Consider the following 26,227-nt stretch of genomic DNA (forward strand, 5'->3'; position numbering starts at 1 on the left):
GCGACGCCGCGCCCGTCCGAGGTCGACCGTAGGATCGACCCATGACGTTGGCGCTGGAGACCCCGCTCGCAGACGCGGTCGGGCAGAAGCTGGCGAATTCGCTCGCGCGCGCCTTCGCGATGTCGACCGTCGGTGATCTGGTGGGACACTACCCCCGCCGCTATGCGAAGCGCGGCGACCTCACGCCCATTCTCGAACTTCCCATCGGCCAGACGGCCACGATCGTCGCTGAGGTGCGGCGCGCGAACTCCCGCCCCATGCGCAACCGGCGCGGGACGCTGCTCGAGGTCGTCATCGGAGATGGCTTCGGTGAGATGTCGTTGACGTTCTTCGGCCAGGCATGGCGCGGCAAGGAGCTCGTCCCCGGTGCGCGCGGCATCTTCTCCGGGAAGGTGGGGGAGTACCGCGGCCAGCTCCAGTTCTCACATCCGGACTATCAGCTGTTCGACGACGAGCTCGAGGCGCATCAGAACGCCGAGGACTTCGCGGAGCGCCCCCTGCCGTTCTATCCCGCGACCGCGACGCTGCCGACATGGCAGCTGCAGAAGGTCATCAGCTCGGTGCTCGACGACCTCGGCGAGGTGCCGGATCCGCTGACGGACGACGCGCGGCGGGAGCATAAGGCGCTGGCGTCGCGCGACGCGCTCGAGCGGATCCATCGCCCGCGCACCGATGCCGATGTGCACCGCGCCCGCCACACGCTCCGGCTGCACGAGGCGCTGGTGATGCAGACGGCGCTGCTGCAGCAGCGGTGGTTCGTGCGCGCGATGTCGGCGACGTCCCGCCCACCGGTCGACGGCGGCCCGCTGTCGCGATTCGACGCGTCGCTGCCGTTCGCGCTGACACCCGACCAACAGAGCGTGGGAGCGACTCTCGCTGACGACCTCGTCGGCGAGGCTCCGATGAACCGGCTGATCCAGGGCGAGGTCGGCTCCGGCAAGACCCTCGTGGCGTTGCGCGCGATGCTGCAGGTGGCCGACTCGGCCGGGCAGAGCGCGCTCATCGCGCCGACGGAGGTGCTCGCGGCACAGCACCTGCGGTCGATCACGAAGATGCTCGGCCCGGACATGGCGGCCGAGCTGATGCCGACGCTGCTCACGGGACAGATGTCGACCGCGGAACGGCGGAAGGCCTCGTTGCGCGTCGCGTCAGGCCAGGCACGCATCATCGTCGGCACGCACGCGCTGCTGAGCGATAAGACGACGTTCGCCGACCTCGGCCTCATCGTCGTGGACGAGCAGCACCGGTTCGGCGTGGAGCAGCGCGAGACGTTGCGCGCGAAGGGCACCCACCCGCACGTGCTCGTGCTGACCGCGACGCCGATCCCGCGCACCGTCGCGATGACGGTTTTCGGTGACCTCGACGTGTCGACGATCCGCACCATGCCGCCCGGGCGCGCGGGCATCGAGACGTTTGTCGCGCCGCTCGCCGAGAAGCCGGCGTGGTTCGGCCGCGTCTGGCAGCGCGCCGCCGAGGAAGTCACCAAGGGACATCAGGTGTTCGTCGTGTGCGCGGCGATCGACGTCGAGGCCGGCGGCTCGACGGCGGTCGTGGAGGACGACGTCGACGATGTCCCCATCGACCCGGAGGAAGGCCAGCGCGGCCCGCGCTTCGGCGTCGTGCAAGTCGCCAGCTCGCTCCGCGAACAGCCGGCGACGTCGCACCTGCGGATCCGCCCCCTCCACGGCAAGATGCCGAGCGAGGAGAAGGACGCCATCATGCAGGCGTTCGCCCGCGGCGAGATCGACGTCGTCGTAGCGACGACCGTGATCGAGGTCGGCGTCGACGTTCCGAACGCGTCGACGATGATCATCCTCGATGCCGACCGCTTCGGCGTCTCGCAGCTCCACCAGCTGCGCGGGCGCGTCGGGCGCGGGCGGATCCCCGGACTCTGCCTGCTTGTCACCGACGCCCTCGAGGGCACGCCGGCGCGCGAGCGCGTCGACGCCGTGGCCGCGACGACAGACGGCTTCGAGCTGGCGGAGGTCGACCTCGAGCTCCGCGGCGAGGGCGACGTCCTCGGCGGCGCGCAGTCCGGCTCGCGGTCATCGCTGCGGCTGTTGCGCGTCATCAAGGACGCGCCGCTGATCGAACGCGCCCGCGATCTGGCCGAGCGGATCCTCGCCGACGACCCCGCGCTCGACACGCACGCGGGTCTCGCCACGATGCTGACGACCAGACTCGGCGAGGCCGAACGCGCCGCTCTCCGCAAGAACTGAGAGCGGCTTCTTCTTCGCTTCACCCTCTTGGGCGCGTTGCTCAACGTGGTACCTCCTGCGCGGCCCGTGGCACGCCGCGGCGCACCGCGAAGCGCTCGCGGCGGCACCACGTTGAGCAACACACCCTAGGCTGGAGGCATGAGCAACCGGATCGCCGTTGTCCCCGGATCCTTCGACCCGCCGACACTCGGGCATCTCGACATCATCCGTCGCGCCGCGGGTCTCTATGACGAGATCCACGTGGTTGTCGTTCACAACCCCGACAAGGAGGGCATGCTCCCGAGCGCGCTTCGACTGCGGTTGCTCGAGCAGTCGATCGAGGAGGAGGGGCTGGCAGGCAAGGTCGTCGTCGGATCCTGGAGCGTCGGTCTGCTCGTCGACTACGCGCAGGAAGTCGGCGCTGGCGTGCTCGTGAAGGGCATCCGCTCGCAGCAGGACGTCGCGTACGAGACGCCGATGGCGGTCGTGAATAACCACCTCGCTGGCGTCGAGACGGTGTTCCTCCTCGCGGATCCCGCCAACTCGGTCGTGTCGAGCTCGCTTGTGCGCCAGGTCGCGAGCCTCGGCGGCGACGTCTCGCCGTATGTTCCGCCGGCGGTTGTGCGCTATCTGAACGATTCGTCGCCCAGCGACTTCTGAGCGCATCCGGACGTAGGCTGAAACCGTGAAGAAACATCTGAACGGGCCTTTCGTGCTGCCCGCGCGCGAGATCGTGCGGCGGCCGGGCGACATGCGCGAGCACGCGCTCACGATCCCGGTGCCGGAACGCTGGGGCGAGGGCGTCGTGTCGGTCGCGGCCGGAAGCGAGCTCGCACTCGACGTGCGCCTCGAGTCCGTTCACGAAGGGATCCTCGTCTCGGGGACGGCCCGCACAACGTACGAAGGTGAATGCAGTCGCTGTCTGCGTGAGATCACGCAGCCCGTCGAAGTCGAGTTCCAAGAGCTTTTCGAGTATCCTGGAGACGAAACCCCTGACTTCGAGCTTCAAGACGACCACGTGGATCTTGAAACTCTGGTGAGGGATGCGATTGTATTGTCGCTTCCGTTTCAGCCGGTGTGTCGGCCGGACTGCCCGGGTCTTGACCCCGTCACGGGCGAGGAGCTGACCGAGTCACCCGGTGTGGCGCAGGACCCCATCGATCCACGGTGGGCGGCGCTCCGAGAACTTACCGAAACCGATCCGGCGCACGGCGTCGGCCAGAGCAGAGAAGAGAGCTAGCCATGGCTGGTAACCCCCCGAAGAGAAGGCTGTCCCGTTCGAACACGCGCTCGCGTCGTTCGCAGTGGAAGGCCAAGGCGCCGGCCCTCGTCAAGACGGTGGAGAACGGCAAGGTCACCTACAGCCGTCCGCACCAGGCGAAGGTCGTCACCGACTCGCAGGGCACCGAGCTGTTCCTCGAGTACAAGGGCCGCAAGGTCGCCGACGTCTGAACCGCGTCATGACTCCGCGCACTGACGAGCGCGCGCTCGAGTCGCTTACCGAGAAGCTCGGCGTCGATATCGACGCCGAGCTTCTCGTATTAGCGCTCACGCACCGCTCCTACGCCTACGAGAACGGCGGCATCCCGCACAACGAGCGCCTCGAGTTTCTCGGCGACTCTGTGCTCGGTCTCGCTGTGACGGCGATGCTCTACGAACGCTTCCCGGACGTGTCCGAGGGTGAGCTGGCGAAGCGACGCGCCGCGGTCGTGTCGACGATCGCGCTGGCCGATGTCGCGAGGGGCATCGGGCTGGGGGAGCACCTCAAGCTCGGCAGAGGCGAGGAGCAGACCGGCGGGCGCGCGAAGGACTCGATCCTCGCGGACGCGACCGAGGCGCTCTTCGGCGCGGCCTTCCTGGCGGCGGGGCGCGCCGCTGCCGACGCGCTGGTGCTGCGCCTCATCACGCCGCTCGTGGACGACCCGGCGCGATACGGTGCCGCTGTCGACCCGAAGACGAGCGTGCAGGAGCTCGCGGCGCGCCTCGAGGTGCCTCCGCCGCGATACGAGATCACGGGCACCGGCCCGGATCATGACCGTCGGTACGTGGCGGTCCTGACGGTGGGCGAGCACAGCGCGACCGGCACGGGCACGAGCAAGAAGCAGGCCGAGATGGCCGCGGCGCTCACGCTGTGGCGGAACGTGCATGCCTGAGCTGCCCGAGGTCGAGGTGGTCCGATCGGGCCTCGCGCCTGCGCTCATCGGCGCGCGCATCACGGGTGTCGAGGTGCACGATGAGCGTGCCCTCACGCGGCATGTCGCCGTCTCCGCGACCTCGCGCGGCACCGACTTCGAGGCGCGACTGACGGGATCCGCGGTGCGCGCGGCCGTCCGCCGCGGCAAGTTCCTCTGGTTCCCGCTCGACGGCGCCGCGGACGCGATCGTGGCGCATCTCGGCATGAGCGGCCAGATGCTCCTCCGCGCGCCCGGCGCGGCGCCTGAACGTCACGAGCGGATCCGCTTCTCGATCGAGCATCCGGACCATGGCGAGCTCGCCGTCGTCTTCGCGGACCAGCGCACGTTCGGATCCCTTGCGATCGACCAGCTCGTGCCGACCGTGGACGGCGCGGCGGGCGGCTTCGGGGATCCGCTGCCTGTGGTGGCGAGCCAGGCCGCGCACATCGCGCGGGATCCGCTCGATCCGGCGTTCGACGACGGCGCGTTCCGGGCGCTGCTGCGACGCCGCTCCTCGGCGATCAAGCGGGTCCTCCTCGATCAGACCGCCGTGAGTGGCATCGGCAACATCTACGCCGACGAGGCGCTCTGGGCGGCCCGGGTCCACCCGGAGACCCTCGCGGCGACGCTCTCGACGCGCGCGGCGAACCGTGTGCTCGCCGAGGTGCGGGCGGTGCTCGCCAAGGCACTCACCGAGGGCGGGACGAGCTTCGACGCGCAGTACGTGAACGTCAACGGCGAGGCCGGGTATTTCGCCCACTCGCTCAACGCCTACGGGCGGCACGGCGAGCCGTGCGCGCGCTGCGGCACGCCGCTGGTCCGGGTGTCGTTCACGAACCGGTCGAGCCACTTCTGTCGCCGTTGCCAGCGCAAAAGGTAGCCGCCGGACCATCGCTCAGACGGCGCCGGCCGGTCATTCCGCAGCGGCGGCCGGGACCGACAGCGAGCGGCCGACCGAGACGACGTCGGACGGAGCCATCGCGATGCCGATACCGGTCGGGCGCGGCGTGAAACCGGGGACGTCGTCGAGCCCGTACGTGTGGTCGACGACGCGGAGGCCGATGGCCTCGGATCCGCCGTTCTCGACCCGCAGCGTCACCACGACGCCGTCGTTGGACGGCCCGTGGATCTCCAATCCGAACGCCCAGGGGCCGTTTTCCCGGTCCGTGATGTCGGCGAGCGGGAGGCCGTCGACTGTCGACGCCGCGACGGGTCGGTCGCTGTACAGCGTGACCACGGGGGCGTCGCGCGCGGAACGCACCCGGACCTCGAGGACGCGAACGTCGCCGTCGAGTCGGTCGTCGAGAACGGCCACCTCGGGTGCCGCCAGGTCAGCGGGGTCGGCGAGGCCCGTGCGAGCGGAGTCACCGAACCACGGGACCTGCTGCGCGACGGCCGCCGAACGCGGATCCGCTTCGCCGCCGCAGGTGACGAAGTCACAGGTCCAGTCGGACGGCTGTCGATCGCGACTGACCCACGCGGCTGTCTGCGTGTCGTCGTCGACGACGTAATGCAGGTGTGCGGGGCGAGGGTGGTCCGCGTCGAAGCGGTCGATCGCGAGCCCCGCCGCGGTGAGGGACACCGCGAGCACGAGAAGGACGCCGGTGATCCCCGTGCCGCGCGCGGCGAGTATTCGGCGCACGCGCGATCGGCGGTCTGTGGGCGAATGCGCCCGGAAGGCAAGCTCGATGAGGGGGAGGAACGGGACGGCGAGCAGGGCGATGAGGAAGGCCACCATTGCCCCGGAGGCGATGCCGCCCGAGGAGGCAAGCAGCTCCCACACGAGCTGCGGGAGGAACAGTGCCGCGACCACGGCGCCCGCGGTGAGCGCGACCAGCCGCCACCGTGGCGACGGCGCGAAGAGAGCGACCGCGATCCCGACCGTTCCGCCGAGGGCAGGGAGCGTGAAGAGATATGACATCCCGGGCACCGTTCCTGCCGTGATGACGCCGATCAACACCGGCCAGGCGAGCGCGCCCAGGGCGAGAGCGGTCGGACCGAGCAGACGCCTCAGCAGCGCGTACCAGCCGACGAGGACCGCCGCCGTCAGGGCGACGATGGCGAAGCGGTAGAGCTCCGCGCGGTGCGGGTCGCCCATCCCGAAGTCGGCGTAGCCGGGCCGCAACGCGACCAGCGCCTCCCAGAGGCCGAAGCTGGCCAAAGCGGAGACGGCCATCATCACGGCGGCGGATCCGAATGCCGCAAGCGTGCGCCCGATGCGGAGCAGGCCCCGGCGCTGTGCCACGATGATCGCTCCGACAAGGAGGATGAGGCTCAGGCCCGCGAGGGGCAGCGCAAGGCCCGTCGGGTACTGCACGAGCTGTCCGAAGGCCGTGAAGAAGACCGCGTCGTCGCACTCCGTCGTGGCTGCCTCGCCGAGGTCTGCCGCGCCGAATGTACGCGTCAGGTCGAGCAGGTTCGCACCGTGATGCTGGAGGCTTGCCGCGCTGAGGTTCTCGATCGTGTCCTGCGGCGTATGGTACGCCGTGGTGCCGCGGAAGAATCCCGAGGTCAGTCCGGAGAATCCCGCCGAGGTGAAGACCCCGAGGTCGGTGTTGTGGGAGGTCAGCTCGAAGAACGACGCGGTGGCGGAGTCGCCGAAGGGATGCGGCACCGATCCGTATGCGTCGAGCAGGCAGCGATTACCGGCAGACGTCTCGAACACCGTCGACGGGCCATGACTGCCGCCGGCCTCGAGGTTCAACACGACACCGCCGTTGTGCGCAAGAGGATGATCGCGCACGAACGCGTCGGCGCCGAGCATGCCAGGTTCCTCGCCGTCGGTGAACACCACCACGATGTCGTTTCGGGGTTCCTCGCCATGCTGCAGGGCGCGCACGGTCTCCAGGATCGCGACAACCGCGGCGCCATTGTCGGCAGCCCCGGGGCTGTTCATCGAGGAGTCGTAGTGCGCCAGGAGGAAGATGCGACCGCTCGAATCGGCACCAGGGATGACTGCGACCACGTTGTCGACCGCGCCGACGAGGTCCGAGCCGTCGTTGCCCGAGCGCACCGGAGATGCGCCCAGCGTCTGCTGCAGCTGCGGCTCGAGCCCGAGCTCGCGCAGGCGATCGACGAGTTCGTCCCGCGCGCGATCCGCGGCGGGCGTCCCGGTCGGGTGCGGCGTGGTCGCGAAGGCGGGGATGTGCTCAGCGGCGCGCGCGGCGCTGAACTCGCTCTGCGGCGCCGACGAGGGCTCCGGTCCCGGCGGAATGAGATCCAGCGTTGCCATGGCGCCGATGATGAGGAGCACGAGTGAGGCCACGAGCCCGCTGAGTGCTCGGACGGGGGCGCCGACGAGCGTAGACGCGCGGCGCGGCGTCTCGCTCGGGTCGTTCGTCGTGCTCATCGATTCGGTGCTCCTTGACGGTCGACAGTCCACAGTGGAATATGAAAAGTATTGACCGTCCACAGTGGAGTGTCAAGCGCTAAGATCGACGTGAACGCAGCAGAACTCGAGGGGGACCGTGACCGACAAGCCGCTGAACACGACCGCTGCGTCCCTGCTCGGGATGCTGCACGACGGTCCGCTGAGCGGGTGGGATCTCGTCGCGAAGGCCGAAGACGAGATCGGCGCGTTCTGGAGCCTCACGCGCAGCCAGGTCTATCGCGAGCTCAAAACGCTGTCGGAGCGCGGACTGATCGAGGCCGGGCGTGCGGGCGCGCGCGATCGGCGTCCCTACAGCCTCACCGGCGACGGCCGCGCGGCGTTCCAGGAGTGGTTGGCGACAGAGCCCCAGCGGGAAGTCATCCGCTATCCGCTCCTCCTGCGCCTGCGCTTCGGACGCTTCCTGTCGGCGGAGCAGATCGCCGCGCTCATTCGTGACGCGCACGCCGAGCACTCCACGGCACTCGAGTCCTACTTCGCGGAGCGCGCGGCAGCGGAAGACGCAGCCGCGCGGGGCGTCGAGATCCCCGGGGTGGACGACTTCACGCTCGCGGTCCTTGATCTCGGGATCCGTTACGAACAGGCGATGGTCGACTGGCTGGCGCTCCTGCCCGAGCGCATCGATGTGGACGGTGCCGCCAACGGCTCAACCGCGGAGTGAGACAGCCGCTCGCGCTGACGGAGTTGGTCCTCGCCGTTCAGATCGCGAGATCGCGCACGAGTTGTGCCACTGCCTCACGCCCGGCGCGATTCGCACCGACGGTCGACTGCGAGGGCCCGAAGCCGATGAGGTGCACGCGCGGTTCGCCGAAGACCTGCGTGCCGCGCATCGTCACCCCGCCGATCTCGTTCACGAGGTAGAGCGGATCCAGGTGTCGGATGTCGGCGCGAAACCCCGTCGCCCAGAGGATCGTGTCGATGGGGGTGAGGGATCCGTCCGCTTCGCGGACGCCCTCGGGCTCGATGCGCGTGAACATTGGTCGTCGATCGAGCGCGCCGCGGTCGTGCGCGGCGCGCGCCGCCGGGCTCCAGTTCAGGCCCGTGTAGCTCACGATGCTGCCGGTTGGCCGCCCGGCCTCCGCGTCGGCGGTCACCTTCTCGATCGTGTCGCGTCCGGTCGTCTCGGGCTCGAAGTCGCCCTCGATGAACACGGGTTCGCGGCGGGTGTACCAGAACGTGTCGGCGACGCGGGAGATCTCTTCGAGCAGTTGCACCGCGGAGATGCCGCCGCCGACGACCGCCACCCGCCGGTCGGTGAAATCTTCGAGCCGCGTGTAGTCGCGGGTGTGCAACTGCTCGCCGAGGAATGTGTCGGCGCCCGGGTAGACGGGAAGGACCGGCGCGTTCCACGTGCCCGTGGCGTTGATGACCGCGCGCGTGCGCCAGAGCGTGTCGCGCGTGCGGACGAGAAGGTCGCCGTCCTCCTCGTCGTCTGCGTAGTCGACCCGCTCGACCCGTACGGGACGCACGATGGGTAGCCCGTGGCGTCGTTCGAACTCCGCGAAGTACCGCGGTACCGCCTCTCGGCTGGGGTCGGGTCGATGCGTATCCGGCGGTGGCATGCCGGGCAGCGCGAAAATGCCGTTGAGCTTCGGCACGACGAGTGATTCCCACCGGTGCTGCCAGGCGCCGCCCGGAGCGTCGTTCTCGTCGAGTACGACGAACGAGCGATCAGCCTCCGAGTGGTCGAGAGCGCTGGCGAACCCTCGCCGGGAGAGGTGATGCGCCGCCGAGAGCCCCGCCTGACCTCCACCGATGACGACGACGGTGGCGAATCGGGAGGTGGTCACATCCTGGCCAACCCGCGAGGCACCGGCACTATTCCGCACCGGCCACGGCACATACCCTGCTCTTATGGACATCGATGTTCGCCCCGCGGTCGTGTTCGAAGACGTCGCGGCCGTCGTCGGCCCGAAGAAACCGACCTCCAACGTCTGTTTCTGCCTGAGCTATCGTCTCCGAAGCAGAGAGAACAACGCCCTTCGGGGCCCAGCGCGCGCCGAGCGTGTTCGCGAGCTGTGCGGCGAGGATCCGCCGCCGGGTGTGATCGCCTACCGCGACGGCGAGCCCGTCGGCTGGGCGGCTGTGCACCCGCGCGCCCGCACGAGCTTTGCGCACAACCGACGGATACCGGCCATCGATGACCTCGACGTCTGGTCACTGTGGTGTCTCCGTGTGCGTCCCGGCTATCGAAAGCAGGGGATCACCTATGCCCTCGTTCAGGGCGCGGTCGCGCACGCGCGCACCGGCGGAGCGCCGGCGATCGAGGCCTATCCGGTCGATAACGGCGACGCGCGTGTCGATCTGACGATGGCGTACGTCGGCACGCGCAAGCTGTTTGAACGGGCGGGCTTCACGAAGGCTGCATCCACCGACTCGGTTCTCAACGGCTTCCCGCGCGTGCTGATGCGTCTCGCGCTCTGACGCCCTGCGAGTGCGATTTCGCCCTCACGGACGTGGAAAAGGGCGGGAGGGCACTCGCGAACCAGATCGCGGGCCCCGCATTCGCGCGCCTCGTCGCGGAAGGAGGGCGTCGCGGGAGGGGTCAGCGCAGCGTGCGCGCGAGGGCGAGCGTGTCGCGGGCGACCTGCGCGGACGAGTCCGGGTCGCGCATCCACAGCGGAACGGCGCGCGTAGTGATGCCGAGAGCGGTAAGCGGATCCGTCGCGGCCGCGTCGGTCTCGTCGACGAGCCAGCCGTCGAGGATCCCGCCCGCGCGTCGTGCGCCGTAGTGCTCCGCCACCGCGCGCGCCGAGGTCTCGACACCGATCGCGGTCAGGCAGGCATCGGCCATTCCGCGCACGACGGATCCGTCGATGATGCCGGAGACGCCGACGATCGGAGCGGCGGCGTCTTTCAGGAGCCCGCGCATCCCCGGAACCGCGAGAACCGGACCAATCGATACGACGGGGTTCGACGGGGCGACGAGGATCACGTCGGCGTTCTCGATCGCGTCACGGGCGCCCGACGTGACCGAGGCGCGCTCGATGTCGCTCTGCTTGAACCGGCGTGCCGGCAGCCGCGAGCGATGCCTGACCCACCATTCCTGGAAGTGCATCCGCCCGCTGTCGGTGACGACCTGCGTGTCGATCTCCGCGTCCGTCGCGGGGTGCAGGGTCGCGCCGAGCGGCCACCGGGATCCAAGGCGCCGGTAGACGTCGCTGACCGAGGCCCCCTCCCGCAGCCACGCGGTGCGGGCGATGTGCGTGCCGAGGTCGAGATCGCCGAGCGTGAACCAGTCAGGCGCCGTGCCCCATGCGGCCAGCTCCGCGGAGACGCGTTCGGTCTCTCCGGCACGGCCCCAGCCACGTTCAGTGTCGTTCACGCCCGCGAGAGCATAGAGCAGGCTGTCGTGATCGGGCGCGATCCGCAGCCCCGACACCCACCAGTCGTCGGCCGTATTCACGACGACGTCGATGGTGTCATCAGAGCTGTCCCGCGCAATGTGCTCGCGCAGCCCGAGCACGAACCGCGCACACCCCACACCCCCGCCGATGACGACAATCCGCATGGATCCACGCTACCCGTTGGCGTCCCGCGATGAGGGTCGCCATAGTTTGCAGCTGCGGGGCCCTCCCGCCTGCAAACTATGGCGACCCATTCGTTAGGCGAGGCGCTTCTGCCACACGCCCTCCCAGAACCGGGGGACGAAACCCACGCGCTCGTTGACGTCGAGCATGTGGCGGTTCTCCTCGGCGTTGAAGGTGAAGACACACGGCGATTCGGTCACCGTCTCGTGCCATCCGAGCAGGCCGAGGCACTTCACGACGGTGCCGAGGCGTCGACCGCGGTGCTCCGTGAGCGCGAGCGTGCCGTAGTTTTCCGTGGGCCGCGTGCGGTCGGCAGGGACGACCAGCTCATTGAATGCGACGATCCTGCCGGTCGGGCGGTGCACGACCCCGGAGACATTCCAGACCTGACCGGTCTCGTCGACGCGGTCCTCGCGGGCGCGGATACGCGCGGCATCCCACGTCTGCTCCTCCAGCGTGAGATCGCCCGCGGGGATATCCGTCGACAGGCGCGAGATGGCGTACGCATAGGCGTCGACATACGCATTCGGCGTGCGGCCGGACCACCAGACAGGCTCGTAGTCGGGTCCTGCCAGGGCGAGCGCGTCGGCAAGAAGCGTCCGCAGCACCGCCGGATCCGACCGTCGCGAGTAGGCGCTCGCACGCTCCACCTGGCCGAGGGCATACCCACGGGCGGTGAGGAGCTTCGCGTTCTCGTCGGAGCGGGGCACACCGCCGATTCCGGACGACGGGCGAATCACGTCGGCGTCGTCCATCCCGGATCCGTCGACGGGCGTCGCCTTGAAGTCGATCGCGACCGAACGACCGAGGCGACGCGCCTCGTGCTCGAGGTGCTCGTACAGCGCGTCGTCGACGCCTCGACCGTGGTGCGCCGGATACACAGACACCATGAACTCGACGTCGTTCTTCGTCGAGCGGTCGAACTCGAGGGAGGCGGCGCCGATCGTGACGCCGCCGTCCCGTGCGACGTACGCGTGAATCTCCTGATGCTCCTGTCGCTGCAGGCGCGACAGCAGGTCCACGCGGTCCCAGCTCAGCAGGTCCGTGCCCGCGTCGTGCGCGTACGCGGCATTGAAGATGTCGACGTACGCGCACCACGCGGCATCATCGGCGGATGCGGGGACCCCCAGCGGCGCGATGTCCGGAGTCATGGGTGCTCTGCTCCTTTCAGCGAGCGAAGGGGTGGTGCGAAAGGCCGTGAGCGGCCAGGGTGCGATCAACGGACCGGCGTGCGTCCGGCGACTTGCCGGCCACGCGGTATCCGCTGACGTCGGGCGCGGCACGCCTGTCGGGGCGCGTGCCCCAGATCAGCAGCGCGACCCCGACGCTCATCGCCAGGCGATCCAGCAGCGCGGTGCGCGGTGCGCGGCGCTGCAGGATCTGCGTGGCGGTGTCGACGGCCGACTGCTCGGCGGGCCGCTCGATACTCGGGGGATGGGTGGGAACAGACAGTTTCACAATGGACTCCAGTGTGTGAAGGACGCATCCGCGCAATCGCGGACACAGGGATCCCGTTGACCGGGACAGGGAGGGGAAATGGTGAGCGGTAGAGGTGCTCAACCGGGGAGATCGGCGTCGATCACGACGCCAAGGGTCCTCAGAACGGACCGGCGAGAACGGCAGATCGCGAACCTGGGCTCTGCAGCAAAAACGGTTCTAGCGATTAGCCGTAATGCGGACGCCTGTCGAACCTCGTCGCGCCAGACGCAGAGCGGGGACGGAAGCCGTGATCTGAGACTTTCGAATCATCATGGTCTTCCTCCTCTCGGACCTCTGCGGGCGATGAACCCGGATCGACTAGGTGCTGTCTGAAAGTACGCGCAGAGAATGCTCCACGTCAAGCAGACACGCGGATATCGGCGTGTCCCGCGCCGTTCCCGAGTCGCGATGGGCGTGCGGAATAGGGTGTGACGAAGGATCCGCGCGCGAGGCGACGACAGGGAAGGAGACCGACGTGCACCTGAAGAGCCTCACCGTGAAGGGGTTCAAGTCGTTCGCGCAACCGACCACCTTCGTCCTGGAACCGGGCGTGACTGCGATCGTCGGTCCGAACGGATCCGGGAAGTCGAATGTCGTCGACGCTCTGGCCTGGGTCATGGGCGAGCAGGGGGCGAAGACCCTCCGTGGCGGAAAGATGGAGGACGTCATCTTCGCGGGCACCGCGACGCGCGGGCCCCTCGGTCGCGCGGAAGTGCAGCTCACGATTGACAATGCCGACGGCGCACTGCCGATCGAGTACAGCGAGGTCTCCATTCGCCGCACGCTGTTCCGCAGCGGCCAGAGCGAGTACGCCATCAACGGCGAGGCGTGTCGTCTGCTGGACGTGCAGGAACTGCTGAGCGATTCCGGACTCGGGCGTGAGATGCACGTCATCGTGGGTCAGGGCCGCCTCGACAGCGTGCTGCGTGCGACGCCCGAGGAGCGTCGCGGTTTCATCGAGGAGGCCGCGGGGATCCTCAAGCACCGCCGTCGCAAGGAAAAGACGCTCCGCAAGCTCGATGCGATGGAGCAGAACCTCATGCGCTTGAGCGACCTGGCGGGGGAGATCCGTCGACAGCTCAAGCCGCTCGGCCGGCAAGCGGAGATCGCGCGGCAGGCGCAGACGATCGCCGCGGTCGTGCGCGATGCGAAGGCGCGCCTGTACGCGGATGACGTCGTACAGCTGCGGCGCCAGCTCGCGGAGCACGCCCGCGGCGAGCAGGAGCGACACACGGAGCGCATCGCGCTCGAGGAACAGGCCTCCGACATCCGATCGCGAATCACGCACCTCGAGCGGGAACAGACCGCCCGGGCCGTCGACGAGGCGCAGCGCGTGGTGTTCGGTCTCGAGCAGGTCCAGGAGCGGATCCGCGGGCTCTACACGCTTGCGAACCAGCGGCTCTCGCTGCTCGGAAGCGACGACGACGCAGGCGAAAACCCCGTGACCGTCTCGCAGCAGGCGATCGATGCCGCACACGAGGAGGTCACGCGGCTCGGGGACATCGTGATCGAGGCGCGTGATGCCGTCGAGGGCGCGTCTCGTGAGGTCGTCCACGCCCGCGCCGAGCTCGACGCACTCGACGCCGACATCGCCGAGCAGAGCGCGCTCGTGAGCGAGTACGACATGCGGGTGACGACGTTGCGCGGATCCGCGGAGGCGGCGGAGCAGACGCTCGAGGCCGTGCGGGCAGGCGTGGTGCGGCAGCAGGCCGCACTCGACGCGGCCGAGGAGCGCCGGCGCGAAGCGCAGGACGCGTTCGACCAGCTCGAGGCGGCCGAGGCGGGGGAGACCGCTGCGGCTGAGCTTCAGTCGGCGTACGAGCAGGCGCAACGCGAGGTCAGCGCTGCGGAGAAGGCCCACGAGGAGGTTCGCGAGCGCCACCGGGAGGCGGAGCGCGAGGCGGATGCCTTGACCGCGAAGACCGCTGCGCTCAGCTCGGCCCTCGACGTCAAGAACGCCGCCAGCGCGATCATCGCGCGCGGTGGGCGGGGCGTCCGCGGGCTCGTGAGCGAGTCCGTGCAGGTGGACGCCGGTTACGAGCGTGCTGTCGAAGCGGTGCTGGGGCCGCTCGCGGAAGGCGTGCTCGTCGACGACAGAAGCGCGGCATTCGACGTCGCGTCGTCGACGGGCGAGGACGGCGCGGTCGACGTCGTCATCGCCGAGGCCCCGGAGGGCGACGCGGTTGAGGCGGGTGCGACGGGGCTGGCGCCCGCCGCGGGCGTCGTCCAGGCCCCCAGCGGAGTCATGGGGCTGCTGCGATCGGTGCTGATCGCCGAGGACCTCGAGCAGGCGCGCGAGGCCGCCGAGCGCGTGCCCGTCGACGCGACGATCGTCACCCGCGTCGGCGAGGTCGTCACCGCCCGAACGATTCGCGCCGGATCCGGCGATGGCACGTCGCGACTCGCGTTGCAGGCCGAGCGAGACGACGCCTCCGCGCGCCTCGCCGGGATCCGCGACGGCCTCGCGGCACTCGACGACGAGCGCGCGGCCGGACGGGAACGCGTCGAGGCGGCGAGACGCCGGCAGAAGGAAGCGCTGGCGTCGCTTCGCGAACATGACGCGCAGCTCGCGCAACAAGCCGAACACGTCAACCGCGTCACGGTGCGTCGTGAGGCGGCGATCGCGGAATGCGAGCGCTTGACGGCGGATCTGGACAAAGCTCGTGCCGCGGTTGCCGATTCCGAAGGGCGTGTCGCGCAGGCCCGGAAGGAGCTCACGCGCGCGGTCGAGGAACCGCGCCCCATCCTCGACGCGTCATCGCGCGACGGCCTGCTCGAGGAGCTCGAGAAGGCACGCGAACTCGAGATGGGCGCACGCCTCGAGGTCGAGACGACTCGCGAGCGTGTGCGGGCCGCGGAGGCGCAGGCCGCGGGCCTGGAACGCCAGCGCACGCGCGAGCAGGAGGCTGCGGCGCAGGCGGCGCGCCGCGCCGTGCTGCGCAGGCGCCAGCGCGAGATCGCGCAGGCCGTCGCCGACGAGCTTCCGGCGGTGCTTGATTCGGCCGACCGCTCGGTCGCGGAGGCGCGCGCGGCCCTCGGTGAGGCGGAACGCGCGCGCAGCGCCGTGTCGGGAGAGCTGCGCCAGCTGCGGGAGAGAGACACCTCGATCCGCGAGCGCCTCGCGCGGCTCACCGAGAGCGTTCACGGCCTCGAACTGCAGATCCACGAGAAGAAGCTGCACCTGACGAGCCTCACCGAGCGCGCGCAGTCCGAGCTGGGGATGGGGGAGGAGATCCTCGTCGCCGAGTACGGGCCGGATCAGCCGGTGCCGCTCGATCAGGTGCTCGCCGAACAGACCTCGGCCGCGCCGGCGACCGAACCGGACGTCACGCGGGAACCGGATCGCGTCGGCACGGACGCGCCGGCTCCGGGCGATCTCGGCCCGCCTGAGGAGGCGCCGGCGGGAGAAGATGACGCCCCGGATGGCTCCGAGGCGCCGGAGGACCCCGCCGGCGCCGCGGTCGAGTCGGTGCCGTACGACCGCGCGCAGCAGGAGAAGCGCCTGCGCGCCGCGGAGCGCCAGCTGGGCCAGCTCGGCCGGGTGAACCCCCTCGCGCTTGAGGAATTCGACGCGCTGGAACAGCGACACAAGTTCCTCACGGAACAGCTCGACGACCTCACCCAGACGCGCAAGGACCTGCAGACGATCATCGCCGACCTCGATGAGCGGATGCAGACGATCTTCGCGGACGCGTTCGAGGACACGAAGCAGGCCTTCGGGGAGGTGTTCCCGATCCTGTTCCCCGGGGGCACGGGATCCATCTCGCTCACCGACCCACACGACATGCTCGCCACCGGCATCGAGGTCTCGGTCAAGCCCGCCGGCAAGAAGATCGAGCGCCTCTCGCTGCTCTCCGGCGGCGAGCGGTCGCTCGCCGCGGTCGCTCTGCTCACCGCGATCTTCAAGGCGCGCCCGAGCCCCTTCTATATTCTCGACGAGGTCGAGGCCGCGCTCGACGATGCGAACCTCGGCCGGCTGCTGGGCGTGTTCGAAAAGCTGCGGGAGAACAGCCAGCTGATCGTCATCACGCACCAGAAGCGCACGATGGAGATCGCCGACGCTCTGTACGGCGTCTCGATGCGCCAGGACGGCGTCTCGGCGGTCGTCGGCCAGCGGGTGGGCGACCGCGCCACCGCATGAGCGACGCCGACGATCTCCAGCCCGGGCCCACGGGCGGCGCCCTGCTCGCCGCGTTCGACGAGCTCGCGCCCCGCCTGCGTCGGTCGCCCGATCTCGAGGCGCCCGACCTCGTCGCCGCCGACGCCAGCGACCGCCTGATCCTCGCCGAGACGCTCCCGCTCGGGGACGACGTGGTCGTCATCGGTGATCGCTACGGCGGCCTGACGCTGCCGATCCTCGTCGCAGACCCCTCGGCCCGCGTGCGCGTGCACCAGGACCCCCTCACGAGCGAACGGGCACTCGCGGAGAACGCCGAGCGCCTCGGGATCGAGCTGACCGGCCGCGTGACCTGGCACGACCTTGGCGCATCCCTCACGCGGGATGCGACGACGGTGCTGTTGCAGCTGCCGCGCGGCCTCGACGCGCTCGACGAGATCGCGCGCGTGGTCGCCGAGGCCGCGGACCCGTCGGCGCGCGTGATCGCGGGAGGACGGGTGAAGCACATGACGCGCACGATGAACGAGGTATTGGGAATGCACTTCGCGTCGGTGCGAGCCAGCCGCGGCGTAGGGAAGTCACGCGCGCTGCACGCGGCCGAGCCGGTGCGTGGCGCGGGGGAGCCGTGGCCGCGCCGCCGCCATCACGCCGATGTCGGCCTCGAGCTCGTGGCGCACGGAGCCGCCTTCGCCGGAACGGACCTCGATATCGGCACGCGTTTCCTGCTGACGCATCTCGAGGATATGCCGCATGCGGAATCCGTGATCGATCTCGGCTGCGGCACCGGCGCGATCTCCGCGTCGTACGCTCGCGCGCGCCCCGGCGCCCGGCTCATCGCGACCGATCGCTCCGCAGCCGCCGTCAGCTCGGCGCGGGCCACGATGGCGGCGAACGGCGTGACGGATCGGGTCCAGGTCGTGCGCGACGACGGTCTCGCCGCGCAGCCAGACGGCTCCCACGATCTCGTGCTGCTGAACCCGCCGTTCCATTCGGGAAACGCGGTCACGGACCGCATCGCGCCGCGCCTGTTCGCCGAGGCGGCGCGAGCTCTGCGCCCGGGCGGCGAGCTGTGGACGGTCTGGAATAGCCACCTGCGCTACCGCCCGCAGCTCGAGCGACTGGTCGGCCCGACGCGACAGATCGCGCGCAACAGCACCTTCACGATCACGGCCTCGACGCGCCGGTAGGCTGGTCGACATGGCGGAGAAGTGGTCCCTCGGCCGCGCGTTGCGCGGCATGTTCGTGAAAGAGACGATCGACGACGACACGTGGGAGGACCTCGAGACCGCGCTGATCACGGCCGACTTCGGGCCGGACATCACCGAGCAGATCGTCGACGACCTGCGCGAGAAGGTCGCCCGCTTCCACACGGAGGATCCGAAAGACCTCAAGCGCATGCTCGTCGAGAGCCTCGAGGAGCGGTTCGCCCAGTTCGACACCACCCTGAAACTGACCGAACGCCCCGCGGTGGTGCTCGTCGTCGGCGTCAACGGTGTCGGCAAGACGACGACGATCGGCAAGTTCGCGCATTTCCTGAAGCGCTTCGGACGATCGATCGTGATCGGCGCGGCCGACACGTTCCGCGCCGCGGCGGTGGAGCAGCTCGCGACGTGGGCCGAACGCGCGGACGCGGCGATCGTACGTCCCGAGCGCGAGGGGCAGGACCCCGCGTCGGTCGCCTATCAGACCATTGATCACGCCAAGACCCACGGCACCGAGATCGTGCTCGTCGACACGGCGGGCCGACTGCACACGAAGGCCGGCCTGATGGACGAGCTGCAGAAGGTCCGCCGCGTCATCGAGAAGCAGGCACCCGTCAGCGAGGTGCTCCTCGTGCTCGACGCGACGACCGGCCAGAACGGCGTGATGCAGGCCGAGGCGTTCCTCGAGCACGCCGGCGTGACGGGCCTCGTGATCACGAAGCTCGACGGATCCGCGAAGGGCGGGTTCGTGCTGAGCGTCCAGGAACGCACGGGGATCCCCGTGAAGCTGCTGGGCGAGGGCGAGGGCATCGGCGACCTCGCGGGTTTCACGCCGCACGCGTTCGCCGCGCAGCTCGTCGGCTGAAGTGTTCCGCCGCCCGCCGAGACGTGATTGAGTGGGCGTATGGCGATCGAACACGACTACTTCGGGCTGCTCGAGACGGGCCCCGACGGCGCGATCTTCTGGAGCGAGAACGTCGACCTGGGGGACATGCGCGTCACGGTCGATCTCACCGCGCCGGATCAGGACGATGTCACGCTCGACGCGCTCGACGCCGCGGCGTCGCTCGTGACGTCGATCGAGGAGATCGATCGTCGCGCGCGCCACGCCATGCTCGCGGAGGTCGACAACCGCGCGAGCGACGTGACGGAGTTCATCCTCGAGATGACGAAGCGCTACGGCGACGAGCTTGACGACATCCTCGTCGACGTCTCCGGCGACGCGCCGGTCGACGTCATTCGGTCGCTCGAGCTGATGAGCATGACGATCCTGGCCGACGAGCACGATGGTTCGGATCCGTTCGCGGTGCTCGAGTACGCGCTGGACCCGGATGAGACCGACGACGTGCTTCTCGTCAACTTCGCGGGTGACGGCACGGTGCAGTCGGTCACGAACGCCGACTGATCATCCCGCCGCGGCGATCAGTTCCCGCGTGAACGGGTGCTGTGGATCCGCGTACACGCGGTCAGTGGGGCCCTCCTCGACGACGCGGCCGTCTCGCATCACCGCGACGTGATCGGCCATGCCGCGAACGACGGCGAGATCGTGCGAGATGAAGACCATGGCGAGGCCGTCACGCGTCTGCAGGTCGCGCAGCAGGGCGAGGATTCCGGCCTGCGTCGTGACGTCGAGCGCCGAGACGGGCTCGTCGCACACGAGGACCTCCGGCATGGCCGCGAGCGCCCGCGCGATGGCGACGCGTTGGCGCTGCCCGCCCGAGAGTCGAGCGGGGAGGCGGTCGAGCATTCCGGCGTCGAGGCCCACGCGTTCGAGCAGCTCCGCCGGACGCGGAGCGCTGTCCGCTCGCGCGTCGCGGAGGATGCGGCCGACGGTGCGCCGCGGATCGAACGATCCGAGCGGATCCTGCGGAACGAGACGCACCCGCGGCTCGCCCGAGCGGTGAACGGATCCGGCGTCGGGCCGCTCCGCGCCGATCAGCACGCGCGCGAGCGTGGACTTCCCCGAGCCCGACTCGCCGACGACCCCGAGGGTCCGGCCCGCCGTCAGGCGCACGCTGACGCCGTCGAGGGCGGTCACGCGACCGTACCGTCGCACCACATCGCGCGCCTCGATTCCCACGCCCGTGCCGTGATCTGCGGGCGGGGCGTCGCGTGGTGCCGCCGCCGTCGGAAGGGCGGCGAGGAGGGCGCGCGTGACGGGGTGCGACGGCGACGTCAGCACGGATCCGGCAGAGCCGGTCTCGATCGCGCGGCCCGCGTCGAGCACCAGGACGCGGTCGGCGATGCGGCGGGCGGCCAGCAGGTCGTGGGTGATGAACAGGACCCCCGCGCCGTCATCTGCGAGGCCGCGCAACAGGTCGAGCACGCGCGCCGCCACGGTCGCGTCGAGCGCCGTCGTCGGTTCGTCCGCGATGAGCATCCGCGCGCCGCCGACGATCGCGGACGCGATGAGCACGCGCTGCCGCATCCCTCCGGACAGTTCGCCGGATCGACGGCCGAGCAGCGCCTCTGCATCCGGCAGTCCGGCCCGTTCCAGCGCCTCGATCACCTGACGGCGGCGCTCGCGCCTCCGGACGCCGCGGATCGCGAGGGGCTCCCCGACCTCGGCTGCGACGGTCCGCAGCGGGTCGAGGGACTGCAGGGCGTCCTGCAGCACGAGGCCGATGTCGGATCCGCGCAGCTGCCGCCACCGACGCGGCCGAGCGGAGCGCAGATCCGTGCCGTCGAAGGTGAGCTCGTCGGCGTGCACGCGGGCGAACGGATCCGCCTGCGTGAGACCGAGCAGCGTGCGCGCCAGGACCGACTTGCCGGCGCCGGATTCGCCAACGATCGCGAGGATCTCGCCGGGAGCGATGTCGAGCGAGACGTCCTCGAGGACGCGACCCGAACCCGGCAGATCGACGTCGAGCCCGCGCAGGCTCATGAGCGTCATGACGTCGACCCCTTCGATAGCGCCCGGCCGAGGGCGGTGAGTGCGGTCGCCGTGACGATGATCGCGAGCCCGGGGAAGAACGTCATCCACCACGCGGTCGCGAGGTACACCCGTCCGGCGTTCAGCATCGAGCCCCACTCGGGCGACGGCGGCTCGGCCCCGAGGCCGAGGAAGCTCAGGGCGGAGACCCACACGATCGCCTGTCCGACGCCGAGTGTGACGAGAGCGGCGAGTGGCCAGAGCGTGTTGGGTAGCACGTGGCGAACGAACGCGCGCGGTGCGGAGAGTCCTTCGTGGCGGGCGTAGGCGACGTAGTCGCTCATCGCGACCTGGCGCACCCGCGCGCGGATGACGCGGGCGTACCCGGGCGCGGTCGCCAGCCCGACCGCGAGGACGGAGCTGGTCGGGCCGGCGCCGAGCACGGCAACGAAGAGTAGCGCCATGACCAGTGTCGGCAGGGCGTAGAGCACCTCGACGACGCGGGTGAGCGCCTGGTCGACGAGCCGCGGGCCGAGGCCGGAGGCGAAGCCGATGACGACGCCGAGCCCGATGCCGATTGCGGTGGCGGCGATGCCGATCCCCGCCGACGCCCCGGCGCCGTGCACGACGCGGGTGAGGACATCTCTGCCCGACTCGTCGGTCCCGAACGGATGGGCGAGGCTGGGTGGTCGGAAGCCGTCGGCAGGGGAGATGCCGAGGGGATCCCCCGGCGCGATGAGCCCGGGGGCAATGATCGAGACGCCGAGCGCGAGCACGACGACCGCGGCGGTGATCCCGGGGGCGCCGAGCGCGGCCGCGGCGTGGCGGACGCGAGGGACTGGTCTCATGATCCCACCGCCACGTCCGGCGCGCGGCGGGCGCGAGCGGCGCGACGCAGGCGGGGATCCACGACGAGCTCGAGCGCGTCGGTCGCGATCACGACGACGACGTACATGAGCGCGACGATGACAACCGCGCCGATGACGACGGGGACATCGCGGGCGAGTGCGGCCTGCTGCAGCAGGCGTCCGAGGCCCGGACGGGCGAACAGCACCTCGACGACGACCGCCCCGCTGAGGAGGCTGCCGAACGCCCAGCCCGACAGCGAGATCGCCGGCAGGCTCGCGTGCCGAAGGGTGTGGCGCAGCAGGACCCGCAGCTCGCTGGCGCCGCGCGCACGCGCCGAGGTCGCGAACGGCGCGATATCCGCCGTATCGAGCGCGTCGCGCGAGACCTGCGACAGGAAGCCGGCGATCGGGATGGCCAGCGTGACGACGGGCATCGCGAGCGAAGCGGGGTCGTTCCCGGTGCTGGTCGCGGGAAGCCAGCCGGCGCTCGAGGCGAAGATCATGATGAGCACGGCGCCGAGCCAGAACTGCGGGACCACACTCGCCACCACTTCCAGCGCGCGCATCACGGATCCGACCGCGCGCCCGAAGCGCCCGCGCGACACGGACTGCACGACGGCGCCCGCGACGGCGAGGATCCACGCCAGCACGAGGGCGATCGCGGCGAGCAACAGGGTGGACGGCAGGGCAGCCCACAGCAGGTCGGCGACCGGCTGGCGTCGGGCGAACGAGTCGCCGAGCTGCAGCGTCGCGATATCACGCAGCTGCAGGAGGTACTGCGACACCAACGGCTGATCGAGCGCGTAGGCCTCGACGGCCGCGCGCACGGACTCCTCGCTCGCCTGCGAGCCGGGGCCGCCGAGAATCGCCTCGAGCGGATCCCCGGACGCACGCAGGGCGAAGAAAACGAGTGTCGCGACGAGCCAGACGACGCCGATGGCCGCGGCGAGCTTCGCCGCGAGCCACTTCAGCGTCGTCATCGTCACTCGGTCAGCTGCGCGTTGACGAACGTCGGCGTCGAGATCGTGTGGAGCGTGCCGACCCCCGTCACCTGGTTCGTGAGGAAGTGGTTCTGCTGGTCGTACAGCGGCAGGACGGTGAAGCTGTCGAGGATGATCCGCTGGGCGTCGGTATAGAGCTGCTGTCGTTCGGCGTCGTCCGTCGTCGCGAGCGCGTCCTCGAGCAGGGCGTCGAGCTCCGGATCGGTCAGCTGGGCGTTGTTCGCGAAGTACCCGGAGGGTGCCGGCACCGTGCCGTCAGAGTGGTACAGAATGCGCAGGACGTCGGGGCCGACGGTCGTGTACGGCGCCGACACCGCCTCGTACTCGTGGGCCGCGAGCGCGCCGTACCACGTCGACAGGTCGGTGGGCTGCAGTTCGACGTCGAAGCCGACCGCGGCGGTGTTCGACTGGATCTGCTCGAACAGCGACTGCTCGGCCGCGGTCGACTGGTTGGTCGAGACGGGGAAGCGCACGGCGAGGCGCTCGCCGTCCTTCATGCGCGTGCCGTCATCGGCGCGCTCGGTCCACCCGGCCTCGTCGAGCAGGCTCTCCGCCTCGTCGGGATCCGTGCGGAACAGCTCCTCGTCGCTCAGCGCGAACGGCTCAGCGCTCGACAGTGCGGAGTATGAGCGGCTCGCGGTGCCGGCGAAGAGCGTCTCGATACCGGGGGACGGGTCGGCGGCGCGGATGAACGCCTCGCGCACGAGGGCGTCGTCGAATGGCGCCTGCGCCGAGTTCAGCTCGATGCGGTTCGCCGCAGCCGGTCGCGGCGCGTCGATGTGTCCGAGACTCTGCGACTCTGCGGCCGCGATGTCGGCCGGCAGGGGATTGTCGATGACGTGCACCTCGCCCGACGCGAGCGCCGACTGGCGGGTGGCGGCGTCCGGGATGAAGCGCCATTCGATCCGCTCGAGGTGCGCTGCACCCTCGTGGTCGATCTCCGGGTTCGTCGGGACGTAGTCGTCGTTGCGTACGAGGGTCACCGACTGCTGGGGCGCCCAGCTCTCGACGATGAAGGGACCGGTCCCGATCGGCGCCTGGCAGTTCTCGTCCATGCCGCGCTCGATGCCCGCGGGTGACTGCATCGCCGACCACTGCTGGCTCAGCACCTCGAGCAAGGCGGACTTCGGGGTCGACAGGTGCAGCCGTACGTTCGTCTCGTCGACGACCTCGACCTCCTCGACCTGCTCGACCGAGAGGTAGCCGGTCGACGAGGCGGTGTCGGGATCCTGGAGATGCTCGATGTTGACCTTGACCGCCTCGGCGTCGAACGGGGTGCCGTCGGTGAACGTGATGTCGTCTCGCAGCGCGATGTCCCACGTGAGACCATCCTCAGAGGCCTCACCGGATTCCGCGAGCCACGGGACGATCTCGCCGTCCGCGTCGCGCCCGAACAACGGCTCGAGGTACTGCGTCGAGATCAGGCCCTGGGGGTAGTTGCCGCCGACGTGGGGATCGAGGCAGGTCGGCTCCGCATCGCCCGTCGCGTACACGAGGGTGCCGCCCGCGACGGCCTCGGGCTCGGTCTGCGGGGCGGGCGTGCAGGCGGCGGCGACGAGCGCGACGGACGTGAGAGCGAGTGCCGACACGGCACGACGAAGCAGAGGCATGGATTCCCTCGACAGTGATGTGGACGCGGTCCAGAAATAGACCGCACCCAGCTTAACGCCCGGATGCGAGCGGTTGTTCCCGCCTCATTCGGGCGAGGGGATCAGAGTGCCTGCGCGAACTCGGCCGGCGCGCTGTCGGCGATGTGCTGCAGGTGCGGCGGGATCGGCCGACCCTTCTCGCGCATCGAGCGCGCCCACAGCCGTCCCGCACGGTAGGACGAGCGCACGAGGGGGCCCGCGAGGACGCCGAGGAACCCCATTTCCTCGGCCGCCTCGCGCAGGTCTACGAACTCGCCCGGTCTGACCCACCGATCGACCGGGAGGTGGCGCGGTGAGGGGCGCAGGTACTGCGTGAGCGTGATGATGTCGCACCCCGCCTCGCGGAGGTCGGCGAGCGTCTCGAGGATCTCGCGGGGGTCTTCGCCCATGCCGAGGATGAGGTTGGACTTCGTGATGAGTCCTGCCTCGTGCCCCTGGGTGATCACGCCGAGCGAGCGGTGATAGTCGAACGCCGGGCGGATCCGCCGGAACACGCGCGCCACCGTTTCGACGTTGTGCGCGAACACCTCGGGCCGCGCGCTGAAGATCTCGCCGAGGAAATCTGGTTCGCCGTTGTGTTCGTTCGCGAGCAGCTCGACGCCCGTGTTCGGGTTGAGCTCGTGGATTTTCCGCACGGTCTCGGCGTTGAGCCACGCGCCCGTGTCGGGGAGGTCATCGCGCGCGACGCTCGTGACGGTGGCGTACCTCAACTCCATCCGGCGCACCGACTCGGCGACGCGACGCGGCTCGTCCGTGTCGTACGCCGCGGGGCGACCGGTGTCGATCTGGCAGAAGTCGCAGCGCCTCGTGCACTGCGAGCCGCCGATGAGGAACGTCGCCTCACGATCCTCCCAGCACTCGAAGATGTTCGGGCAGCCCGCCTCCTGGCACACGGTGTGCAGGTCCTCGTCCTTCACGAGGGAGTGCAGGGCGCGGTACTCCGGACCCTGCTTCACGCGGGTCTTGATCCACTCGGGCTTCTTCTCGATGGGGGTCTGCGCGTTCCGCACCTCGAGCCGCAGCAGCTTCCTTCCCTCCGGCGCCGCGACGCTCATGCGGTCACCCGCTCGAAGGTGGCGGCGAACGCGCGGCGCACGGCCGCCGACATGTCGGCAGGGGAGAGGTCGCGGCCGGTCTCCCGTCGAATCGATGTGACGGACGCGTCCTCGATACCGCACGGAATGAACTCGTCGTAGGCCTCCAGCGCGTTGTTGCAGTTGAGGGCGAAGCCGTGCAGGGTGACGCCGCGCTCGACGCGCACCCCGATCGCGGCGATCTTCGCCAGGGAGGATTCGCTGCCGACCCAGACGCCGGTGCGCCCGCGCACGCGGAAGCCGTGGACACCGACCTCGGCGAGCGCGTCGATGAGACAGGCCTCCAGCCGCCGCACGTGACCGACGACCTCGCGCTGCGCGCCGATGTGAACGATCGGGTAGCCGACGAGCTGTCCGGGGCCGTGCCAGGTGACCTTTCCGCCGCGGTCGACGTCCACCACGGGGGTCTCGCCGAGTCCGGGGCGCTCGTGCTCCTCCGTCCGCGAACCCGCGGTGAAGACCGCCTCGTGCTCAAGGAGGATGAGAGTCTCCTCGCGTGTGCCGGCGACGATCTCCCCGTGGATCCGTCGCTGCAGGTGCCAGCCGGCAGCGTAGGGCACGTACATCGGGCCGTAGCCCGCCTCCAGCACGGTGACCATCGCGTTTCCTTTCAATAGATGGACGCAGTCCAGAAAACCCTAGCGTGTCGCAGAGCGACGGCGGGCCTACGCTGGG

Annotated in this window: 23 protein-coding genes; 12 read left to right on the forward strand and 11 right to left on the reverse strand. The window is 70.0% G+C overall.

Annotated elements, in window-relative coordinates; translation table 11 throughout:
* The first annotated feature begins 41 nt into the window (after nt 1-41).
* The 6 genes from IEW87_RS08795 to mutM all read left to right on the forward strand — a co-directional run bounded on the left by IEW87_RS08795 (nt 42) and on the right by mutM (nt 5,252).
* Complete coding sequence (locus IEW87_RS08795; RefSeq protein WP_188711869.1) at nt 42-2,219, forward strand: ATP-dependent DNA helicase RecG; 2,178 nt, start codon at nt 42-44, stop codon at nt 2,217-2,219.
* A 138-nt stretch (nt 2,220-2,357) separates the two neighbouring features.
* Nucleotides 2,358-2,858 carry a pantetheine-phosphate adenylyltransferase gene (coaD, locus tag IEW87_RS08800; protein ID WP_188711870.1) on the forward strand — a complete coding sequence of 167 codons (501 nt, stop codon included), beginning with the start codon at nt 2,358-2,360 and terminating at the stop codon, nt 2,856-2,858.
* 37 nt (nt 2,859-2,895) lie between these two features.
* Nucleotides 2,896-3,438 (forward strand): YceD family protein, encoded by a 543-nt coding sequence (locus IEW87_RS08805; RefSeq protein ID WP_229731187.1) that lies wholly within the window; start codon nt 2,896-2,898, stop codon nt 3,436-3,438.
* A gap of 2 nt (nt 3,439-3,440) precedes the next feature.
* Nucleotides 3,441-3,650, forward strand: coding sequence for a 50S ribosomal protein L32 (rpmF, locus tag IEW87_RS08810; protein WP_188711871.1), 210 nt, complete (start codon nt 3,441-3,443; stop codon nt 3,648-3,650).
* 8 nt (nt 3,651-3,658) lie between these two features.
* Nucleotides 3,659-4,351 (forward strand): ribonuclease III, encoded by a 693-nt coding sequence (gene rnc / locus IEW87_RS08815; RefSeq protein ID WP_188711872.1) that lies wholly within the window; start codon nt 3,659-3,661, stop codon nt 4,349-4,351.
* Nucleotides 4,344-5,252 (forward strand): bifunctional DNA-formamidopyrimidine glycosylase/DNA-(apurinic or apyrimidinic site) lyase, encoded by a 909-nt coding sequence (gene mutM, locus IEW87_RS08820; RefSeq protein WP_188711873.1) that lies wholly within the window; start codon nt 4,344-4,346, stop codon nt 5,250-5,252. Before rnc ends, mutM begins: the two co-directional genes overlap by 8 nt.
* 33 nt (nt 5,253-5,285) lie before the next feature.
* Here the strand turns inward: mutM and IEW87_RS08825 are convergent, their stop codons facing one another.
* Nucleotides 5,286-7,721 (reverse strand): M20/M25/M40 family metallo-hydrolase, encoded by a 2,436-nt coding sequence (locus IEW87_RS08825; protein ID WP_188711874.1) that lies wholly within the window; start codon nt 7,719-7,721, stop codon nt 5,286-5,288.
* A 118-nt stretch (nt 7,722-7,839) separates the two neighbouring features.
* Here IEW87_RS08825 and IEW87_RS08830 point away from each other — a divergent pair, with 118 nt between their 5' ends.
* Entirely contained in the window at nt 7,840-8,421 is a 582-nt protein-coding gene (locus IEW87_RS08830) for a PadR family transcriptional regulator (protein WP_188711875.1), read from the forward strand.
* A 37-nt stretch (nt 8,422-8,458) separates the two neighbouring features.
* Here IEW87_RS08830 and IEW87_RS08835 read toward each other — a convergent pair whose 3' ends face one another.
* On the reverse strand, nt 8,459-9,550 hold the full coding sequence (locus IEW87_RS08835) for an NAD(P)-binding domain-containing protein (protein ID WP_229731051.1): 1,092 nt from the start codon (nt 9,548-9,550) through the stop codon (nt 8,459-8,461).
* A gap of 64 nt (nt 9,551-9,614) precedes the next feature.
* Between IEW87_RS08835 and IEW87_RS08840 the strand changes: the two genes are divergently transcribed.
* Entirely contained in the window at nt 9,615-10,184 is a 570-nt protein-coding gene (locus IEW87_RS08840; RefSeq protein ID WP_188711877.1) for a GNAT family N-acetyltransferase, read from the forward strand.
* A 121-nt stretch (nt 10,185-10,305) separates the two neighbouring features.
* Here IEW87_RS08840 and cofD read toward each other — a convergent pair whose 3' ends face one another.
* The 3 genes from cofD to IEW87_RS08855 form a co-directional block, all read right to left on the reverse strand.
* Nucleotides 10,306-11,271, reverse strand: a complete 966-nt coding sequence (gene cofD, locus IEW87_RS08845) for a 2-phospho-L-lactate transferase (RefSeq protein ID WP_188711878.1) — start codon at nt 11,269-11,271, stop codon at nt 10,306-10,308.
* 93 nt (nt 11,272-11,364) lie between these two features.
* Complete coding sequence (locus tag IEW87_RS08850) at nt 11,365-12,441, reverse strand: GNAT family N-acetyltransferase (protein ID WP_188711879.1); 1,077 nt, start codon at nt 12,439-12,441, stop codon at nt 11,365-11,367.
* Between the two features lie 16 nt (nt 12,442-12,457).
* The gene (locus tag IEW87_RS08855) at nt 12,458-12,748 is read right to left on the reverse strand and encodes a hypothetical protein (RefSeq protein WP_188711880.1); all 291 of its coding nucleotides are present in this window, start codon (nt 12,746-12,748) and stop codon (nt 12,458-12,460) included.
* Nucleotides 12,749-13,244: 496 nt separating this feature from the next.
* Between IEW87_RS08855 and IEW87_RS08860 the strand changes: the two genes are divergently transcribed.
* Genes IEW87_RS08860 through IEW87_RS08875 form a run of 4 tightly spaced genes read left to right on the forward strand, consistent with a single transcriptional unit; the run spans nt 13,245 to nt 19,493 of the window.
* Nucleotides 13,245-16,910, forward strand: coding sequence for an AAA family ATPase (locus IEW87_RS08860; RefSeq protein ID WP_188711881.1), 3,666 nt, complete (start codon nt 13,245-13,247; stop codon nt 16,908-16,910).
* Nucleotides 16,907-18,073: a class I SAM-dependent methyltransferase gene (locus IEW87_RS08865; RefSeq protein ID WP_188711882.1), complete on the forward strand. Its 1,167-nt coding sequence runs from the start codon at nt 16,907-16,909 to the stop codon at nt 18,071-18,073. Before IEW87_RS08860 ends, IEW87_RS08865 begins: the two co-directional genes overlap by 4 nt.
* A 10-nt stretch (nt 18,074-18,083) precedes the next feature.
* Nucleotides 18,084-18,953: a signal recognition particle-docking protein FtsY gene (gene ftsY, locus IEW87_RS08870; RefSeq protein WP_188711883.1), complete on the forward strand. Its 870-nt coding sequence runs from the start codon at nt 18,084-18,086 to the stop codon at nt 18,951-18,953.
* A gap of 39 nt (nt 18,954-18,992) precedes the next feature.
* Nucleotides 18,993-19,493 (forward strand): DUF2004 domain-containing protein, encoded by a 501-nt coding sequence (locus IEW87_RS08875; protein ID WP_188711884.1) that lies wholly within the window; start codon nt 18,993-18,995, stop codon nt 19,491-19,493.
* Here the strand turns inward: IEW87_RS08875 and IEW87_RS08880 are convergent, their stop codons facing one another.
* The 6 genes from IEW87_RS08880 to lipB all read right to left on the reverse strand — a co-directional run bounded on the left by IEW87_RS08880 (nt 19,494) and on the right by lipB (nt 26,151).
* Nucleotides 19,494-20,981: an ATP-binding cassette domain-containing protein gene (locus IEW87_RS08880; protein WP_188711885.1), complete on the reverse strand. Its 1,488-nt coding sequence runs from the start codon at nt 20,979-20,981 to the stop codon at nt 19,494-19,496.
* Nucleotides 20,978-21,808 carry an ABC transporter permease gene (locus IEW87_RS08885; protein WP_188711886.1) on the reverse strand — a complete coding sequence of 277 codons (831 nt, stop codon included), beginning with the start codon at nt 21,806-21,808 and terminating at the stop codon, nt 20,978-20,980. The genes IEW87_RS08880 and IEW87_RS08885 overlap by 4 nt, the downstream gene beginning before the upstream one ends.
* The gene (locus IEW87_RS08890) at nt 21,805-22,788 is read right to left on the reverse strand and encodes an ABC transporter permease (protein ID WP_188711887.1); all 984 of its coding nucleotides are present in this window, start codon (nt 22,786-22,788) and stop codon (nt 21,805-21,807) included. Before IEW87_RS08890 ends, IEW87_RS08885 begins: the two co-directional genes overlap by 4 nt.
* Before the next feature lie 2 nt (nt 22,789-22,790).
* Nucleotides 22,791-24,419, reverse strand: coding sequence for an ABC transporter substrate-binding protein (locus tag IEW87_RS08895; protein WP_188711888.1), 1,629 nt, complete (start codon nt 24,417-24,419; stop codon nt 22,791-22,793).
* Nucleotides 24,420-24,520: 101 nt separating this feature from the next.
* Entirely contained in the window at nt 24,521-25,513 is a 993-nt protein-coding gene (gene lipA, locus IEW87_RS08900) for a lipoyl synthase (protein ID WP_188711889.1), read from the reverse strand.
* On the reverse strand, nt 25,510-26,151 hold the full coding sequence (gene lipB / locus IEW87_RS08905; RefSeq protein ID WP_188711890.1) for a lipoyl(octanoyl) transferase LipB: 642 nt from the start codon (nt 26,149-26,151) through the stop codon (nt 25,510-25,512). The genes lipA and lipB overlap by 4 nt, the downstream gene beginning before the upstream one ends.
* Nucleotides 26,152-26,227 lie beyond the last annotated feature (76 nt).

This window comes from Microbacterium faecale, from assembly GCF_014640975.1.
In the GTDB taxonomy this organism is placed as follows: domain Bacteria; phylum Actinomycetota; class Actinomycetes; order Actinomycetales; family Microbacteriaceae; genus Microbacterium; species Microbacterium faecale.